We start from the raw sequence: 16,244 nt of genomic DNA, 5'->3' as shown, positions 1-16,244 counted from the left end.
TCAAACATATAGGGCAGAATTTCCGTTGACACGTTCACGGCTATCCGCTATAGTAATAGGAACACTGATCCTCTATGTCGTTATGAAGGAAGCTATGTATGCTATTCATTATTTTTGTAATTTTCACGCCTATCGTCGTTTGGTTGATTTTGCACCTCATGTCCCGGCGGAAAGCCAGCGAAGAAGTGACTGAACCGGGAGCGTTGATGGAAGTCTGCGCGATCTGCCAAGACGAATTTACGATGACCGAATTGCTTGAAAAAGAGGTCGGTGGATACGGCAGGGTCTACTGTTTCTGTGGGCAATGTATTGAAAATCTCTATAACGAATACCGGAACACAATAGACATCAAAACAGGAGAATGAACTATGTACGATTTAGTTACGTTTGGGGAGGCGATGATTCGTCTGACTTCACCAGAATTTATGCGCCTTGAAAATACAACATCGCTGTCAATCACGGCTGGCGGTGCGGAGATGAACGTCGCTGTCAACGCCGCGCAACTCGGATTGCGGACTGCCTGGGTATCACGACTCGTGGACAATTGGTCGGGTCGCTATATCCGTAACAAAGGTCGTGAACTCGGCGTGGATATGTCGAACATCATTTGGGTCGATTTCGACGGGGTCGGCTTGGAGCGCAACGGGTTTTATCACCTTGAAATGGGTGCGGGACCACGTGCGAGCAGTGTCACTTATGATCGCGGATATTCTGCGATCTCCAAGGTCCAGCCTGGAGACATCGATTGGGCATCTATATTTAGCGGCGCGCGATGGTTTCATCTCAGCGGCATCACACCTGCGTTGTCGGCATCTGCGGCAGCTGTCTCGGCAGAAGCCCTCAAGGCGGCACGCGCGGCGGGGGTCAAAACGAGTTACGATCTGAACTTCCGTTCTAAACTCTGGAGTGCGGAGGAAGCACAAGCGGCGAATCAACCAATGATGGAGCATGTCTCTGTTCTCATCGGGAATGAAGAGGATTTCGAGAAGTCTCTCGGTTTCGCGGCGGAAGGGGCGACTGAGTCGTATAGCAGCCTTGAACCCGATAGTTACAAGGCAGTTGCCCAACGTGTTAAGGACGCTTTCCCCAACATTGAAATGATCGGCACGACGTTACGGGATGCCAAAACCGGGTGGCTGAATGATTGGCGGACACTCCTGTTTGATGGTTCAGAATTCTACCTATCCCGTATCTATGAGGATCTCGAACTGGTGGACCGAGTGGGGGGCGGTGATAGCTTCTCGTCAGGATTAATTTATAGCCTTTTGAACGGAAAATCATCTCAGGAAGCCGTTGATTTTGCGGGTGGATATTCCGCCTTGGCGCATACGTTCCCGGGGGACTTCAACTGGGCAACGGCAGAAGAAGCAGAAAAAGCGATGGAAGCGGGGGGCGTGCGTATCAGCCGCTAAACAGATAAAGCTATGAAAACCAAAATTCTTCTTTCTCCTATTTTTGAAAATACTGAATTCGATACTGCGGAGCGTCATGCGGCGTTGGCAGATTTGCAGAAACTTGGTGAGTTGAGTATCCACCCTCCGGAATTTACCGCGGAACACGCCGAGGGGGTCGTTGGTGTGATCGCAGGAGGGGTGCCTTTTCATGAAAGTTTCTACCAAGCTGCGGAATCACTCCGAATCATTGCACGGTGGGGGGTCGGATATGAAACCGTTAACGTTGATTTGGCGACGGCGTCTGGGGTCATCGTCACGATTGCTCCTGAACACATGGTGACCGTCGCTGAATATGCGATTGCACAGTGGTTCGCTACCCTGAAACGGGTCTATACGCTAAATAGGGATTCCCATAGCGGGAATTTTGGGCTTATCAAGACGCATGAGGTGATGGGTTCTACACTCGGCTTGTACGGTTTCGGTCGGATCGGTCAAGAGGTTGCGCGTCGTGCGCGTCCGCTTTTGGGCGAGCAGGGCAGGCTTTTGGTTTACGATATCCGTCCGGATATCGCTGAAGTTGCCGCGCAATATGGGGCGGAGGCTGTTGATACGCCGCTGGCACTCTTCCAAGAGAGCGATACGGTATCCTTACACCTATCGGGTGCGGATACTGTTGTCGGTTATGAGGAACTTTGTGCTATGAAACCGCATGCGTCTCTCATCAATCCATCGCGTGGAAACCTCGTTGACGATGCAGCCGCCAACCGCGCTGTCAGTGAAAACCGACTCTGGTATTATGTGGTGGATGACCCGGTAAACGGACCGCGAGCGATCCACAAAGACCATCCGCGCATCATCTCTACAAATCACAACGCCGGCATGACTGTTGAATCTGGGATTCGGTTGGACCTTCGGACGATTGGGCAGGTTACGGATGCGATTGAGGGGCGCGCACCCGCATATATGCTGAACCCAGAAGTCTTGGAACATCCGAGGGTTAAGGCGTTTTGCAAGGATACTTCGCAATCTCTGAAACTGTAATTTTAGTGTTTTTGGAGTAGGAACAGGAATTCGCGGTTTGGTGCTTCAGCGGCGTTCACCCACTCGTCCGTCCATCGCATACCCGCCATGACGTTCTTTTTGTAGTCGAGTTCGAGGACAGTGAGGAGTGTTCCGTTGTTTTGCATGACTTCGTTGAGTTGTTGGGCGGTTGCGCGACCACCGGAACTGTAAGAGAGCAGAATCCAGCGGGCGTGTGTCTCTCGGATTAACTTCGCAATGGCGTGGACAGCGATGAAGTGTCCGTCAGCATTGCGCCGGAATTCCTCAAATATCGAAGCGGCGAGGAGATCCGATGTATCCTTTCGCCGCTTTGCTTTGCCGAAAAGCGTAGGTTTGTCGAAAAGAACAACGCTTTTCCAGAGGTGATAGTAAGCGGCATACCTGACGCGGGACGGTGGCATCTTTTCGTTGTTTGAACCGTAAGGCGGATCGAAATAGGCGAGGTCTACAGAGACACGCGGCGTGAGTTCAAAGATGTCGGTTTGATGGACCTGGTGCTCTCCTTCCGATCTGAAAACATCAGGCACTTCCAGCACGAATTCTTTATAGGCGCGGGGTGCCCAGTCTTTGAGATAGGCGGAAAAGTGACCGAGCGTGCTGTCAACACGGTCGAGCGCGAGCATCAGACTTGTAAGCGCGACCGCTTTTTCGACTGGATCGAGTTTAAGGTTTTCGATTTCCTGTCGAATCGCATCTAACTTACGGGTGTTGTGGCGTTGCCACGGTTTTTTGAGTCCGTCTTCCTGAATGGCGCATCCACCGTTGGCGTGTCCGCCGTAGTGTTCCGTGAACCAACCGTCAACAGGGGGAACAGCGTTGAGGTGGTCGATGAGTGGTTGATATGCTTCTTTCGGTTTTGCGTTGAGGAGGTAGCAGGTACCGAAGACTTTTGACCACGGGGCAACGTCGTTGCAGATGACGGTATAACCGAGTTTCGCGAGTGCCTGTGAGACGCGCGTGGTGCCTGAGAACCCGTCCAGAATTGTTTTGGCGTTGACTTTGTTGACGAGTTCCAAGACGTGTGAGATGAGTTTCAGCTTGGATCCAATGTATTTGATGCCTTGCGTGGGAGGAGGGTGTAGAAGCGTTTGGGGCATGGGTTTATGGTATATGTTGTTCAAGTTCAACGTCTGTTTCTTCTGCGATAATAAGTCTATTTCCGTCTAATCTATCTAAAAATGGGTACTGTTTCTCCTTAACATCTGAAATGAGGGCGGTAAAATGGCCCTGAAGCACAAGATGTTAGATTGTGTCATCCGGTGCGCAGACTAACAGTCTACGCTACAACAAAATCTATTCAAAAAGTTGGGAGACGGGACACGTAAACCCTTCCACGACATCTTCACCTGTCAATGTGTCCTCACTCGTAAGCACTGTGAAATCCGTTTCAGAGCGATAAACCATCACTGTCTTCGCGACGGGCTCAATCACCCAAACAAGGCGTGTCCCCGCTTTCAGATAGGCTAACGCTTTTTCGGTAACATCATAGTGTTTATCTGTAGGCGAGACGACCTCAACCGCTAAATCCGGCGGCACGGGTGAACCCTTTTCTCTATTTTCGGGTAATCGAGCCGTCGACACGAACGCAATATCCGGCTTCACTAACCTGTCACCCAATTGAAAAGTCGTTTCGGCAATATATAAACGTCCCAGTTGATTTTCGCGAACGTGCAAACCTAAGCTTAAATGAACATTACTACTGATTTCACCGTGTTCCATGGATGCAGGTGGCATCGGCACTAATTCGCCTTTTACATATTCATAACCCTCTACATCGTTTTCCAGAAATTCGTCCAACGTCATTGGCATTCTGTGTGTTGGAACTTCTTGCGTAGATTCAGGATGGGTTTGCGAATTAAGCATTACTTTTCTCCTTTCACTGTGAATATTAAGTATTGCTTCGACAATCGGTTCGCACCTTACGTATGGCGAATAGCATCGATGGGAGCCATTTTGGCGGCTTGGCTGGCGGGGTAGTAACCGAAGAAGATACCGATTGCTGTCCCCGCAGCAACGGAAATTAACACGGCTTCCGGTGTAATCACAGAGGGCCAGGTGAGTCCTCCAAAAAACTGACCCACTGCCCATGCAAAGCCTTTCCCCACCACAGCCCCAAAAGCGATACCGAGCAGACTCCCTATCAAGCATAACAGCACAGATTCGGTGAGGAACTGCAAACGGATGTCAAGGCTTTTTGCGCCGACGGCTTTTCGTAATCCGATTTCTGGAATCCGCTCCGTTACGGAGACGAGCATAATATTCAGGATACCGATACCGGCGACAATCAAGGCGACAGACGCAATGACGACGAGCACCATCTCCATAATAAAGATAATCCTTCTTCCGCCTTCGATTCCTTTTTTTGCGTTCCACGTTCGGAAAAACGTATCGTCGTCCCCGTGATTGCGCATGATGACGGTTTTCACTTCTTTCAGTGCCTGTTCTACTAACTCGAGGCTCTTGGCGCGCGCCATGATGGCACCAACCCGATTACGCCCGCCAAAACGGGTTTGTGCGGTTGTAATCGGAATGAAGATCATATTATCGTCGCTTCTGCCTTCCTCCAACCCATCGCCACGGCTCTCCATAATGCCAATGACAGTAAAGCGTCTGTTGTTAATACCGACCTCCTCGCCAATGGGGTTCTGTCCTTTAAATTGCTCTCTCCAGACTTTTGCTCCGATGACACACACCTTATTCCAGAAATCCATATCGGTATCGGCAATGAACCTGCCGTATTCCGTCTGCCAGCGTCGGACGGCTTGATACTCATTCGTTGTCGCGCGGAGGTAGGTTTGTCGGTGCTTTCCCTCGACTTCAAAGTCTATGGGATGACTTCTCTCCACGGTGGCGACTTCAACGGAGGGACATTCCGTCAGAATGTCGTGCAGATCTCGCATTTCCAGATAATGCGGACTGTTGTTACGTTGCCAACGGTTGTTCTTCTCGATATACCCAGGGCGGTAAACGCCGAACATACTGGGTCCACCAATATTTTCAATTTGCGCCATCATCAGCTTTTCAGCACCCGCGCCGAAAGACATCATCGCGATGACACCCGCAATACCGATCGTAATCCCTAAAAGCGTGAGGATCGTGCGGAGTTTACTTCTGCGAAGCACTGAAAACGCTGAGATAAGATTTTCGAGGATGTTCATGTTTATTCTACTGGGCGTAGTGTTTGTTCAGGACTGAAGTATAGGGACAACCAAAACTTTTGATTGCATCAATTCCCAAGATATGCTAAATTTTTTAATATAAAAACTGGCAGAGCCCTCGCGAACCCATACTGTTTTTTGATGTTAAGTATATCACAAAACGTTTAGAGGTTGCAAAATTTTAATTATACCTTGCGGTTCGGTCAAGTGGATTGGACATTGGAAGTGCCTTTGCGTATACCCGCCTGCGTGTTTTTGCAATGTAATACAAGGAATGGAAATGTAATACAAGGAACGGATTTAGTCTATCCGTAGACTAAATCCAGTCTATTCCCAGACTAAATCCGGTATTTTTGTGTATTGTTGCAGGCTACAGTCTTGGATATAACGAAGACCTCCTAACCGAAACCGATAACCGACTGCTAATTGCTAATCATGGGCGGATAGTGGAACGTATGAGGATCGAACGGAGCAGGAGAGCCATAATTAAAAAATTAGGAGCGAGCAGTTGTGCAGAAGGCCCCTTTTGACGCGGGAAGCATACTATCGTGGCGCGAGTCGCAAGAGGCAACGGTGCATCGAGCAGAATTAACCCATTTGGTGCGAAGTGGGGAACGCGCATGGGTTTCATTACCATCTGCGCTGTTGGAAACGCGGTACCAACTCAACGCTGTGGAGCAATCCTTCAGTGGAGTGGAAAGCGCGACGGCGATTCAGGCAAAACTTCATCGGGTGCATGTCCAGAATAGCACTGAATTTGCTCAGCATCACCTCATCGCGCAACCGCAAGCGGATGCCCCCTGCTATAATATCAGCGAGTATGTCCAACGATGCATAGCGGGTGATCTCCCGGTCGCGGAACGGCTCCGCGGACGGACGGTCATACATCTTTACCAAACGGCAGCAGCGACGGAAGACCTTCTGGACAGCAGCGGGGTTTCGGGGTTCGTGAAACGCGTGCTGGTCAATTATATAAAGACTTATAGCAAAAAACACCTTATCGGTTTCACCTGTGAACTGCCGAAGTTTTTGTCCTTAGTCAGTGTGCTGGGAACCGGCATGACCTCAGTTCCGTGGAGCCCCACACTTTTAGAAACGGCTGAGGAGACGCTTGCAACGTATCTGCCCTTAGTTTTCTATGAAACATATAACTCTGCGGCAGTCAGGAACACGTTTTGGAACGAGTTGACGACACGATTCGCAACCTGCTTTCTTAAAGGGGTGCGCGATTTCTGCCATCAGGAGAGACTACAGTTTGCTTTAAGTCTCCCCGCAAGTGCAAGGGCATTGGAGTTTGAGTTAGGGGCACTGCTATCAGAGGTGGACTGCCCTATCCTAAACGCCACTGAAATAGATACACCGAAGCGATTCGTCATTGCGAAATGGGTTTGTAGCGATACACAGCACGCCGGTATTTCACGGAAGGTATCCCAGAAAACGGACAGTCGGACTGTGCTTGAAGACGCGAGTCTCGGTTTTAATCTCTGGATAAATAAGGATCAGACGGCATGCCCTGAATCCGTTACGCTAACGCAAAAATTGTCACGCGGTTATCCGAAAAGACCGCTCCTGATGGTCGCACCGACACAGAGTCTCTGGACGAAACCTGATGAGAAGCAGTGGAATGGATTGACGAAAGCGTGGGGATGGTTGTGTCAGAGCGTGTGGGAATTGGGTTACGATTTCAGGATTGTCTCGGAGCAGGAACTGGGTTCAGCAGAAATTGTGAGGACTGAGAGCACAGGAAAACGGGGCAATCGGAGGAGTGGACTGAGTTTCCCGAAAGACCCAGCAGACATTAAGTCGATTTATAACGTTATTCTGCTCCCGAGTTGCATTTCACTTCAAGAAGAGACCGTCAAGCGTCTGAGGGCATTCACGAAAGTGAAGGGGAGATTGATAGCAGATGAACCGATTCCGTATTTGCTCAACGGTCGGATCGGACTTGAACCGTATCCACTGGAACACCTTATCTACGGACGGCGAACGACGATTCTACGGGGTCCGCAAAACGAGAAACTCGAGAAACTCGAAAAAAGTCTCCGAAAATGGGTGAATTGTCCCGTATCGGTATACCTAAAACCGGGTAATGAAGAGACGCATCTCGTTCAGGGACACCACAGAGCAACGGAAAGATTTGAGACATTTTATCTCTTCTACAGAGGTGCTGAACCGATTGACGCTTTGATTGAGATATACCGTCAGGTATCCCATGTTACGGAATGGGATCTGTTTAAGGGAACGGAAGGGACTGTTGATTTTTGGCACGCGAATGGAAGGACATACCTCAATAGCACGTTTACAGATAAACAGGGACGGCTTTTTGTTGTATCTTAACCGTTTTCGCGCATCGGTTTTGCCTGCGTGTTTTGCTTGGGGTGTTTTTGCGAATCAACGGTATGAAGCCCGTGTGGGCTTCCCCGGGGTATTTCTGCGTATTGATAGGGTATTTCTGCGTATTGTTGCAGGTTACCATTTAACTTTATGAATCAAAGGAGTTATTATGACCGGTGGAGATCTTTTTGTCGAATGTTTGAAAGAACAGGGTGTGAGTGTTATTTTCGGTTTGCCGGGTAACCATTTAGACACTGTTTATGAATCCCTATACAACAATCAGGACAGCATTGCTCACTATGTCACACGACACGAAGGCGGTGCGGCATTTATGGCGGATGGTTACGCTCGCGCAACAGGCGATGTTGGTGTCTGTATGACCGTCCCGGGTCCTGGTTCAAATAACGCCTCTATCGGTATCGGTGAAGCGAATACAGCGTCTTCGCCGGTGCTTTGGATTACTGGACAGAACCCCTCCTATTTAGCACAACGGGATCCGAAGAAGAGTTTCCACGGGTTGGATCAAAAAGCTGCCTTCGGCACGATGACGAAACATCTGGAAATTGTGCATCGGGTAGACCAGATTCCGGGTGCCATTAATCGGAGTTTCAGTGCGCTGCGTTCCGGTAGACCTGGACCTGTGCTGATCGAGTTGGCGAAAGATGCCTTGGATGCCGAAGCCGACTTTCCAATCCCGCCATGGAACAACGGTATTCAGACGACCGCAAGTCCACAGGACGTAGATGCGGCACTATCGTTGTTGAGCACTTCAGAACGTCCATTGATTGTTGCGGGTGGGGGTATTAATCATACACGTGGGACCGCAGAAATCCTTGAGTTCGCAGAACTGCTGGACGCGCCCATCGTGATGACGGGGTTTGGGAAAGGTTCAGTGCCTGAAGATTCGCCCTGTTCGATCGGTGTTTTCCGAGATGGCGTTTCCCAAGTAGCGATGGAAGCCTCTGACCTCATCGTTGCTGTCGGCACTCGGTTTAACTACCGTGATACCGGCAACTGGAGCCTCAAGATGCCGCAACCCTTGTTGCATATCGAAGCCGATCCAGAAGAAATTCACAAGGAATATCCTGCGACTGTCGGCATCGGTGCGAATCCGAAATTGGTTTTGCGTCAGTTGAACGCCGCCCTACGCGACGAGAAGCCGAAAGGCGGTTGGGGTGAAGGATTGCGCGAATTACGGAGACGCTGGACAGCAACCGAACGCCCTCGGATCCTCCAAGAGATGCGCGATGTGATGCCCCGTGACGCGATCTTGTCGGTTGACGTTAATGTTACGGGTTATGGCGCGCTGCCACATTTCCCGTGTTATTATCCGGGGAGTTACATCTTCTCCGGCGTATCCGTTGCGATGGGAATCGGATTGACAGGTGCCATCGGAGCACAGGTTGCCTATCCAGAGCGGAAAGTCGTCGCATTGAGCGGGGACGGTGGATTCTTAATGACGTGCCCAGACCTCGCAACCGCGGTGCTGTATAATCTACCGGTTGTCACACTTGTGATGAACGATGACCAGTATACCTCAATTGAACGCGGGCAGCTCCGTCGCTTCGGTAAACGGATTGGTGTTGAACTTAGCAACCCGGACTTCGTGCAGTTCGCAGAATCGTTCGGTGCGGTTGGGTTACGCGTCGAAGATCCAAATGATTTTAAGCCGACGTTTGAAAAGGCACTTGCTTTGGATAAACCGGTGCTCCTCGAAGTCGTCAAGTAGTTGGTGGTGGGCGGAGAAACCCCGCCCCTACGCGTTCGACATCTGCCGGATAGCAGACGTGACCGAAATACCACTGGTGGCGCAAACAACACCGGACAATGGAATAAAAAATATATAAATAATAAAGGAGTTGGATATGCCAAAAAAGATCGGTGTTCTGACGGGTGGCGGTGATACAAGTGCTCTTAACGCCACCCTTAAGGGCATTGCATTGAAAGCCGAGGAACTCGGTTTTGAACTCGTCGGATTTATGGAAGGCTGGCGTGGTGTTTTGAAGGGTGGACGCTACTTTACGCTAACACCTGATCTGATTGACGAAAACCGAGGTGGGACACTTTTAAAGAGTTCACGCACAAACCTGATTAAAGATAATAAATTAGATGAAGCCGTCAGTAATCTGAAAAAACTGGACATTAGCGGGCTGATCCCGATCGGTGGTGATGATACGTTGACGGTCGGGACCGCTTTGTCGGACCAATTCACGACTACTTTCGTCACGAAAACCATTGATAATGATGTGGGTATCAATCCACCCGAAGGGGATGCCGTTGATTATTCTAAGATGGTGAACTATTTCTGTCCTGGCTTCCCTTCATCTGCGAACAGCGTCATCAATTACGTCAAAGATCTGCGGACAACGACCTACTCCCACGATCGTGTGATTGTTGTTGAAGCGATGGGGAGAGACGCGGGGTGGTTGACCTTATCCGCCGCTTATGGACTCGCGGACCTTATCGTTGTGCCAGAAATGCCGTATCAACCGGAGAGATTGGCGGAAGCGATTCGTGAAAAACACGCGGCACAAGGGAACGTCATCGTCGTGGTATCTGAGGGTATCCGAAATGACGATGGGGAACTGATGATTACTTCACAAGCGGAACTCGATGCTTTTGGGCACACGAAACCCGGGGGGTGTTCAGAAATTATCGTTGAGACGATGAAGAAACTCCTTCCCGAGATTTCGAGTTCTGCGTTCCGAGCATTGATACTCGGTTATCTCCAGCGGTGCGGTAGTCCGATTCCATTGGACAGAGATATCGCTATGAAGGCAGGTGCTATGGCAGTGCAAGCCCTCTCAGACGGGATGTTCAACGGTGTTGCGACGATTACTCGAACGGATGCCGGCATTGAACCGACCCTATTGCCGTTAGATCAAGTCCTGAAGCGGGATGCATCGGGGCATGTGATTCGGAGAAGTCTGGATCTGCGGTTCTACGACGCGGAACGTTACCAGATATCTCCAGCCGGGGTAGGATATTTCCGTCCGTTGTTTGGGGACTTGCCACACTCAGAATTGTCATTAGGTAATCGCTTGGTTGAGATTAGGGAGATTGGGTGATAGACTATTGCGCGCCCGGACAGACACCGAGGGCGCAGCAGTAGAGAACTCTCAATTAGAGGACAGCATATTATGAAAAAAGAACAGATTATGTCCCAGAATCCACGTGTGATGCATGGTGCTTTAGTTTTTGCTGGCACCCGAGTGCCTGTTGAAACCTTGATCGAGTATCTTGTAGCAGGAGATTCAATTGATACATTTCTCGTTGACTTCCCGACAGTTTCACACGAGCAAGCGGTTGCTTATCTGGAGATGACTCTGGAGTACGCGAATGCGCGTGTTGCTTGACGAAAATCTCCCGCATAAACTGCGCGCACTCTTTCCGGACTCAATTGAAGTTATCACAGTTGACTATCGCGGTTGGAAAGGGAAAGAGAACGGAGAACTCTTGCAAATGGCTGCTGCGGAATTTGATGCCTTTGTCACAACAGATAGAGGCATTTTGTATGAGCAGAACTTGGAGAAACTTCAACTCGGAATTGTACTGTTGGAATCCGATAGGAATCACTACGAGGCACTCAGCCCGTTGATTTCTCAGGTAAGGTTGGCACCCGGTTTTCATAGTAGAGCGGCACGGTTGCGCGGTCAAGGATGGATTGATTGAAGTCGTAAACACTCACATAGTCCCCAAACACCGATTTTGTCTTCTCTTCACCCGCCATAAGCGGTGTACCCGTGAACGCGATAAATGCGGCGTTGGGAAGTGCAGTGCGCATGTTTAGAGCAAGCGTATCATATTGGCTCCGATGCGCTTCGTCGGTGATGACAACGATGTCTGAGCGTTCAGAAAGAATAGGATGCCTTTCACCACCTTGCGTCTGAAATTTCTGAATGAGGGTAAAAATATAGCGATGGTCCTCACTGAGGAGTTGGCGTAGATGGACAACTCTTTCCGCGTGAACTTCTTGCTGCGTTAAGACACCACTTGTGCTCGCGAAGGTCTTGTAGATTTGGTCATCCAATTCTTTGCGATCAGTTACGACAACAAACGTCCAGTTTCCGGGCACTTTTCTGAGGACTTTCTGAGCAAACAACAGCATTGAAATACTTTTCCCACTGCCCTGTGTATGCCAAAAGACACCGAGTTTGCCTTGGTTATCTTGAATCTGGTTCAGGGATGCAATCGTGTTGTTGACACCGAGGTATTGATGGTTTTTGGCGAGAATCTTAATCAATCCGCCTTGTGCTTCCATAAACAGGATGAAGTTTTCGACAACATCAAGTAATCGTTGCGGTTCACACAGTGCTCGCAAGATTGTTTCTAAAGATATTTTAGGCGGTTCATTTTCACTGTGAATACGTTTCCACTCAGCGAAGTGTTCCCAACTGGCGGTGAGGCTTCCGACTTTGCTGTCCGTGCCGTTGGAGAGAAAAATAAAAGCGTTATACCAAAAGAGGTGTGGGATAGTGTCTTTATAGTCCCGGAGATTGTCATTGTAGGCAGCATAGAGATTCACATCAATCCGTTTGAATTCCATTAGGATCAAGGGAATCCCATTGACGAAACAGATGAGGTCTGGACGTTTGGTATACATCTCACCCGTGATCCAGAACTGGGATGCCGCGAAAAAATCGTTATTCTCCGGGGTGTTCCAGTCAATTACCTGAAGGACTTCAGTGGCTTCACTGTCGCCACTCGGATCACTGACAGTGACTCGGACACCGTCTTTCAGGAGGGTATAGATTTCTCGATTGGCTTCAACAATGCTCATCAGGGAACGGGAGTGGGTGAGTTCTTCGATTGCTTTAGCGATGGCTTCTGGGGTTGCGTTGGGATTGAGACGTGCAAATGCGGCTTGAAGACGAGGAATGAGGACAACTTCGGATTTTGTGTGTCTACCGAGTGGGCTATCCCCTCGGTTGAATTCATTGTGGCAGTTGCGTGTCTCCCACCCCATTTCTGTGAGTAGATTAATGGTGGGTTGTTCGATAAGTTCATCTTCGCTGTATGGATTCATTTGTTCGGGTTGGATTTGTGAAGACGTTTGTGGTGGTACGGCTGAACTCCATTCCTGAAGGTCTGGGAGGAAAAAAACTTTATTGGAGGTATATGTTGTTTTATTTTTTCCGTTTTCATCTTGAACCTCACCTTTTCCGTTTTCAACCGATATGATTTTTATACCTTCAACTAATAATTCCTCGGCAACAAAAGGATTGTGAACATCTGCCTTAAATTCCAATTCGTATATAGCTGAGGTTTCTTTCACTTCAGTTTGTAATTGGAAAGTAATATGACTTGCTTTACCTGCCCAAAGGTAACTCTGAACTAATTCAACTGGCGGAAGTTTTTCATCAGTCATCATTGACCTGAGACTGTACAAAGCACTCAAAACGTTGGACTTCCCACTGGCATTGGGACCGACGAGCACTGTCAGGGACTTCAGTGGAAGTGTAATATTCCGCAAGCTCAAGAAGTTTTTTATATGAAGTTTCTCTAAAAACGCTTTCTGTTTGGACATGGGTTTCCCTTTTATATCGGGATTCAACCTTCGGGGCAGCTCAGTTTTCAAGGTTCAAGAGAGCCTGCGTAAACTCATCAATGTCTGATGCGCGTGCCGCAACACGGTGTAACGCATCCAGACGTTGTAGATCGTCAATGGCTCCAAGAAAAGGCTTGAGTTTCTCAGCGACATCGGTCTGAAATCGGACCTCCAGCACTGTAAGGATCGCTTCAACAGCGTGCTGTTTCTTTCCTTGTTCTATGCCCTGCTCGATGCCTTGTTCAAGAGCTTTCTCAGTGAAGTATTGGATGATAGAAGATTCTTGCACAATGACCTCCGATATTGCCTCGCGGATGACTTGAGAATCATAGGCTAACCCACCGAGAATCGCTAAGTCCGCGAGTGTTTTTCTTTGCTGCGATTCGTCTTCTGTCCCTGCCTCAATCGTTTGCACACAGTGCCGTATCCATTCTGGCACCTCCACGGAAGCAGGCGGTTTCATCAAGGCTGCGAACGGAACCAGCCCCACTCTGTCCGGATCCAGAAGTGCCTGCCCGTCCATTTCAGTGAGTCTTAGCACGCGGTATTGGATGCCAATATTATATCCTGACATCTCTTGGACATACAGCCCCGGGTCGGTACGTCCAGCCGTTGGATGCAGGTAAATGACATGAGAATAGATTGGGAGTTTGTAAAACGCAAGGGCACTCCCGATATAACCTGCCATTCGGAAGGGCATCGGGACCGCCCGACTGTCGTGGGTCTGAAACTCACAGTGCACAATGGCTTGCTCGCTCCCAGTGGTAATGCGTATAAAACTATCAGCCAGGTGCGTTTTCATTGAGAGCTGCTCGGTCTCAATGACCTGAAACTCGTCTGCTTCTATACCGAGGAGCGTCGTGACGAAACCCTTGGGATCTCTGCGGACTCCGCGTTTTGTCACGTTATCAAACTGTCCGGGCAGGACGAGGTTTCGGTCAGGATCGTTCACTATAAAGTTTTCTCCCAATTGTCTTGTTGCAAATTATACACCCTCGCGTTGTATCTGTCAATTGCTTTTGGGATCAATGTCAATATCAATATCAAGTTCAGATACGTCTATCTCGCCGGAGATGAGTTTAGGGAGGAGGAGGTCTCGGGTTTGGCGGAGGTTGGTGTTTTTCTCAGCAAAGTTCTGGACTTTTCTAAATAAAGAGATAACTGTAGACTCGAATTGATCGAGTATGTCCTGATTGGGATTTGGCAAAAAATAATCATCAAAACATTGGTTGAGGACACGCTGTCTCCCTGTTGCTCCTGTCATACTCTTGATCGCATGCTCCCTGAAATCATGTGTCTGTGCCAAAAGATAAACAAAATATGGGTTCAACGTTTTGGACCTGAGAACGATAAATTCTGTCGATCCAAAAGCAATCTCAGTGCCATTCGGAAGAAATTGGACGAAGCCTGTCCTACCGTTTTCAAGACATGGAGTAATACGCGCAAATAGCGTGTCCCCATTTTTAAACTTCGCCCCACTGTTTCCCGTTTTTTCCTCTACGTCAGTGATTAACATTGAATTTTCTGTTGCTGACTTCATCGGCACAAATGGTTTTTTGGTATCACGTGGAGCAGAAGTCCTTGGATTTATGAACATAGCTTCGCTCGCAGCAATTATCTCCCACCCTTGCGGTATAAGTTCTAACGACGATTCCACCATCCGGACGTTCTCATGTCCGGGGAATCGGAAGTGGACGAACCATTCTCGGTAGAGGGTCTGTGCCATGTCCTCAAGGATTTTGATGCGGCGGGTGTTGTTTTCGATGAGATCGTCATAGGCGGAGAGAACGGCGGCGATTTTGCGTTGGGTTGGGAGAGGAGGAACATAAACTTCGAGATTTCCAAATGTTGATTTATTGACTATAGGACTTGCGACACCACTAGCTATATTATGAAGGACCTCTGTTTTAGTTCTGAGAAGATAGTATACAAAGTATGGATCGTGTTTTTGTTGATTTACGACAATGCTGTTAATTTGTTGGTTTGTTACGCTTGGAACAGTTGTCATGCAAGTTTTACCGATGCTTGCAATGCAGACGACACAAACTGTATTGGGAGGTAGCAGACGGTTTTTATTATATTCATATCCTGTTTGTGATAGGAATCGTTCGGTATGAACAATGCGAGAATCTATTTTCATATCCGTTGGAGTGATAAAGGGATATTCATTCCCATAATACTCCGTTTTTTTCGTAGGTGGGGTAGAACCTGTGATTATTTGTCCCAAATCATTAATGGTTAGGTTATGCCACGAACTCATACTAAATCCTCTAAGTTTCCCCTCAAATCATGGACTATTAACTTCGATCATATTTAGGTTTTGTTTTGCAAAAAATTTCTTGAGGTCTTCAGTATATTCCGGCATAGGATCTTGGTCAACTATATGAAACAATTCACGTCCAACACGCGAAAGCATAACCCCCCACAATCTAAACTCAGGGGTATGATCTCGTTCTGGCGTGGGTAATAAAATCCAGTATTTTCCTTGGTGCTGGAATGGCAAAAGGATTGGATTGTTTTGATTCATTAGGGACAAGTTATAGTCGCGCCAAGAGTTATAATCCGAAATAATTAGGCGATACTCATTTATAGTAAAGTTTAGAATTAATTGGACACTTCACACCGGCGAGGTTAGAAACCTCGCCTACCGGGGAAGGGAACATGTCTATTTATTTTTAGGATCCACTATAATATACTAAAGTTTGGACAATATTATGATATTCAAGCTGCCTTGTCGAAAGGCAGCGT

14 protein-coding genes are annotated in these 16,244 nt (G+C 48.5%); 8 read left to right on the top strand and 6 right to left on the bottom strand.

Annotation, left to right across the window (positions count from 1 at the left end):
* The first annotated feature begins 98 nt into the window (after positions 1–98).
* Genes F4X88_04085 through F4X88_04075 form a run of 3 tightly spaced genes read left to right on the top strand, consistent with a single transcriptional unit; the run spans position 99 to position 2,435 of the window.
* The gene (locus F4X88_04085) at positions 99–365 is read left to right on the top strand and encodes a hypothetical protein (GenBank protein MYA55455.1); all 267 of its coding nucleotides are present in this window, start codon (positions 99–101) and stop codon (positions 363–365) included.
* A gap of 3 nt (positions 366–368) precedes the next feature.
* Complete coding sequence (locus F4X88_04080) at positions 369–1,412, top strand: sugar kinase (protein ID MYA55454.1); 1,044 nt, start codon at positions 369–371, stop codon at positions 1,410–1,412.
* 12 nt (positions 1,413–1,424) lie between these two features.
* Positions 1,425–2,435: a hypothetical protein gene (locus F4X88_04075; protein MYA55453.1), complete on the top strand. Its 1,011-nt coding sequence runs from the start codon at positions 1,425–1,427 to the stop codon at positions 2,433–2,435.
* Between the two features lie 2 nt (positions 2,436–2,437).
* Here F4X88_04075 and F4X88_04070 read toward each other — a convergent pair whose 3' ends face one another.
* From F4X88_04070 to F4X88_04060, 3 genes are all read right to left on the bottom strand, one after another.
* Entirely contained in the window at positions 2,438–3,553 is a 1,116-nt protein-coding gene (locus F4X88_04070) for a DNA methyltransferase (protein MYA55452.1), read from the bottom strand.
* 196 nt (positions 3,554–3,749) lie between these two features.
* Positions 3,750–4,265, bottom strand: a complete 516-nt coding sequence (locus F4X88_04065) for a Uma2 family endonuclease (GenBank protein MYA55451.1) — start codon at positions 4,263–4,265, stop codon at positions 3,750–3,752.
* Between the two features lie 110 nt (positions 4,266–4,375).
* Positions 4,376–5,614, bottom strand: coding sequence for an FtsX-like permease family protein (locus F4X88_04060; GenBank protein ID MYA55450.1), 1,239 nt, complete (start codon positions 5,612–5,614; stop codon positions 4,376–4,378).
* A gap of 510 nt (positions 5,615–6,124) precedes the next feature.
* Here F4X88_04060 and F4X88_04055 point away from each other — a divergent pair.
* The 5 genes from F4X88_04055 (at position 6,125) to F4X88_04035 (ending at position 11,620) form a co-directional block, all read left to right on the top strand.
* Complete coding sequence (locus tag F4X88_04055; GenBank protein MYA55449.1) at positions 6,125–7,951, top strand: hypothetical protein; 1,827 nt, start codon at positions 6,125–6,127, stop codon at positions 7,949–7,951.
* Between the two features lie 166 nt (positions 7,952–8,117).
* Positions 8,118–9,677 carry a thiamine pyrophosphate-binding protein gene (locus F4X88_04050; GenBank protein ID MYA55448.1) on the top strand — a complete coding sequence of 520 codons (1,560 nt, stop codon included), beginning with the start codon at positions 8,118–8,120 and terminating at the stop codon, positions 9,675–9,677.
* Between the two features lie 136 nt (positions 9,678–9,813).
* Entirely contained in the window at positions 9,814–11,016 is a 1,203-nt protein-coding gene (locus F4X88_04045) for a 6-phosphofructokinase (GenBank protein MYA55447.1), read from the top strand.
* 69 nt (positions 11,017–11,085) lie between these two features.
* Positions 11,086–11,304, top strand: a complete 219-nt coding sequence (locus tag F4X88_04040) for a DUF433 domain-containing protein (GenBank protein MYA55446.1) — start codon at positions 11,086–11,088, stop codon at positions 11,302–11,304.
* A complete protein-coding gene (locus F4X88_04035; GenBank protein ID MYA55445.1) occupies positions 11,288–11,620 on the top strand; it encodes a hypothetical protein in 333 nt (110 codons plus the stop codon). Before F4X88_04040 ends, F4X88_04035 begins: the two co-directional genes overlap by 17 nt.
* On the opposite strand, the gene F4X88_04030 is transcribed toward F4X88_04035, so the two are convergent.
* Genes F4X88_04030 through F4X88_04020 form a run of 3 tightly spaced genes read right to left on the bottom strand, consistent with a single transcriptional unit; the run spans position 11,535 to position 15,756 of the window.
* Positions 11,535–13,475 (bottom strand): HsdR family type I site-specific deoxyribonuclease, encoded by a 1,941-nt coding sequence (locus tag F4X88_04030; GenBank protein ID MYA55444.1) that lies wholly within the window; start codon positions 13,473–13,475, stop codon positions 11,535–11,537. The two genes, F4X88_04035 and F4X88_04030, sit on opposite strands and share 86 nt — an antisense overlap.
* 40 nt (positions 13,476–13,515) lie before the next feature.
* Positions 13,516–14,448, bottom strand: coding sequence for a hypothetical protein (locus F4X88_04025; GenBank protein ID MYA55443.1), 933 nt, complete (start codon positions 14,446–14,448; stop codon positions 13,516–13,518).
* A gap of 57 nt (positions 14,449–14,505) precedes the next feature.
* A complete protein-coding gene (locus F4X88_04020; protein MYA55442.1) occupies positions 14,506–15,756 on the bottom strand; it encodes a restriction endonuclease subunit S in 1,251 nt (416 codons plus the stop codon).
* Positions 15,757–16,244: the final 488 nt, after the last annotated feature.

The organism is Candidatus Poribacteria bacterium (assembly GCA_009839745.1).
Taxonomy (GTDB): Bacteria; Poribacteria; WGA-4E; order WGA-4E; family WGA-3G; genus WGA-3G.
The sequence above is the reverse complement of the archived record's forward strand: the minus strand, read 5'-3'. Positions and strand labels throughout refer to the sequence as shown.

What these genes read in the sequence shown, in the direction of transcription:
- F4X88_04085 (MYA55455.1), top strand. Translation starts at nt 99, where the DNA reads ATGCTATTCATTATTTTTGTAATTTTCACGCCTATCGTCGTTTGGTTG.
- F4X88_04080 (MYA55454.1), top strand. Translation starts at nt 369, where the DNA reads ATGTACGATTTAGTTACGTTTGGGGAGGCGATGATTCGTCTGACTTCA.
- F4X88_04075 (MYA55453.1), top strand. Translation starts at nt 1,425, where the DNA reads ATGAAAACCAAAATTCTTCTTTCTCCTATTTTTGAAAATACTGAATTC.
- F4X88_04070 (MYA55452.1), bottom strand. Translation starts at nt 3,553, where the DNA reads ATGCCCCAAACGCTTCTACACCCTCCTCCCACGCAAGGCATCAAATAC.
- F4X88_04065 (MYA55451.1), bottom strand. Translation starts at nt 4,265, where the DNA reads ATGCCAATGACGTTGGACGAATTTCTGGAAAACGATGTAGAGGGTTAT.
- F4X88_04060 (MYA55450.1), bottom strand. Translation starts at nt 5,614, where the DNA reads ATGAACATCCTCGAAAATCTTATCTCAGCGTTTTCAGTGCTTCGCAGA.
- F4X88_04050 (MYA55448.1), top strand. Translation starts at nt 8,118, where the DNA reads ATGACCGGTGGAGATCTTTTTGTCGAATGTTTGAAAGAACAGGGTGTG.
- F4X88_04045 (MYA55447.1), top strand. Translation starts at nt 9,814, where the DNA reads ATGCCAAAAAAGATCGGTGTTCTGACGGGTGGCGGTGATACAAGTGCT.
- F4X88_04035 (MYA55445.1), top strand. Translation starts at nt 11,288, where the DNA reads ATGCGCGTGTTGCTTGACGAAAATCTCCCGCATAAACTGCGCGCACTC.
- F4X88_04030 (MYA55444.1), bottom strand. Translation starts at nt 13,475, where the DNA reads ATGTCCAAACAGAAAGCGTTTTTAGAGAAACTTCATATAAAAAACTTC.
- F4X88_04020 (MYA55442.1), bottom strand. Translation starts at nt 15,756, where the DNA reads ATGAGTTCGTGGCATAACCTAACCATTAATGATTTGGGACAAATAATC.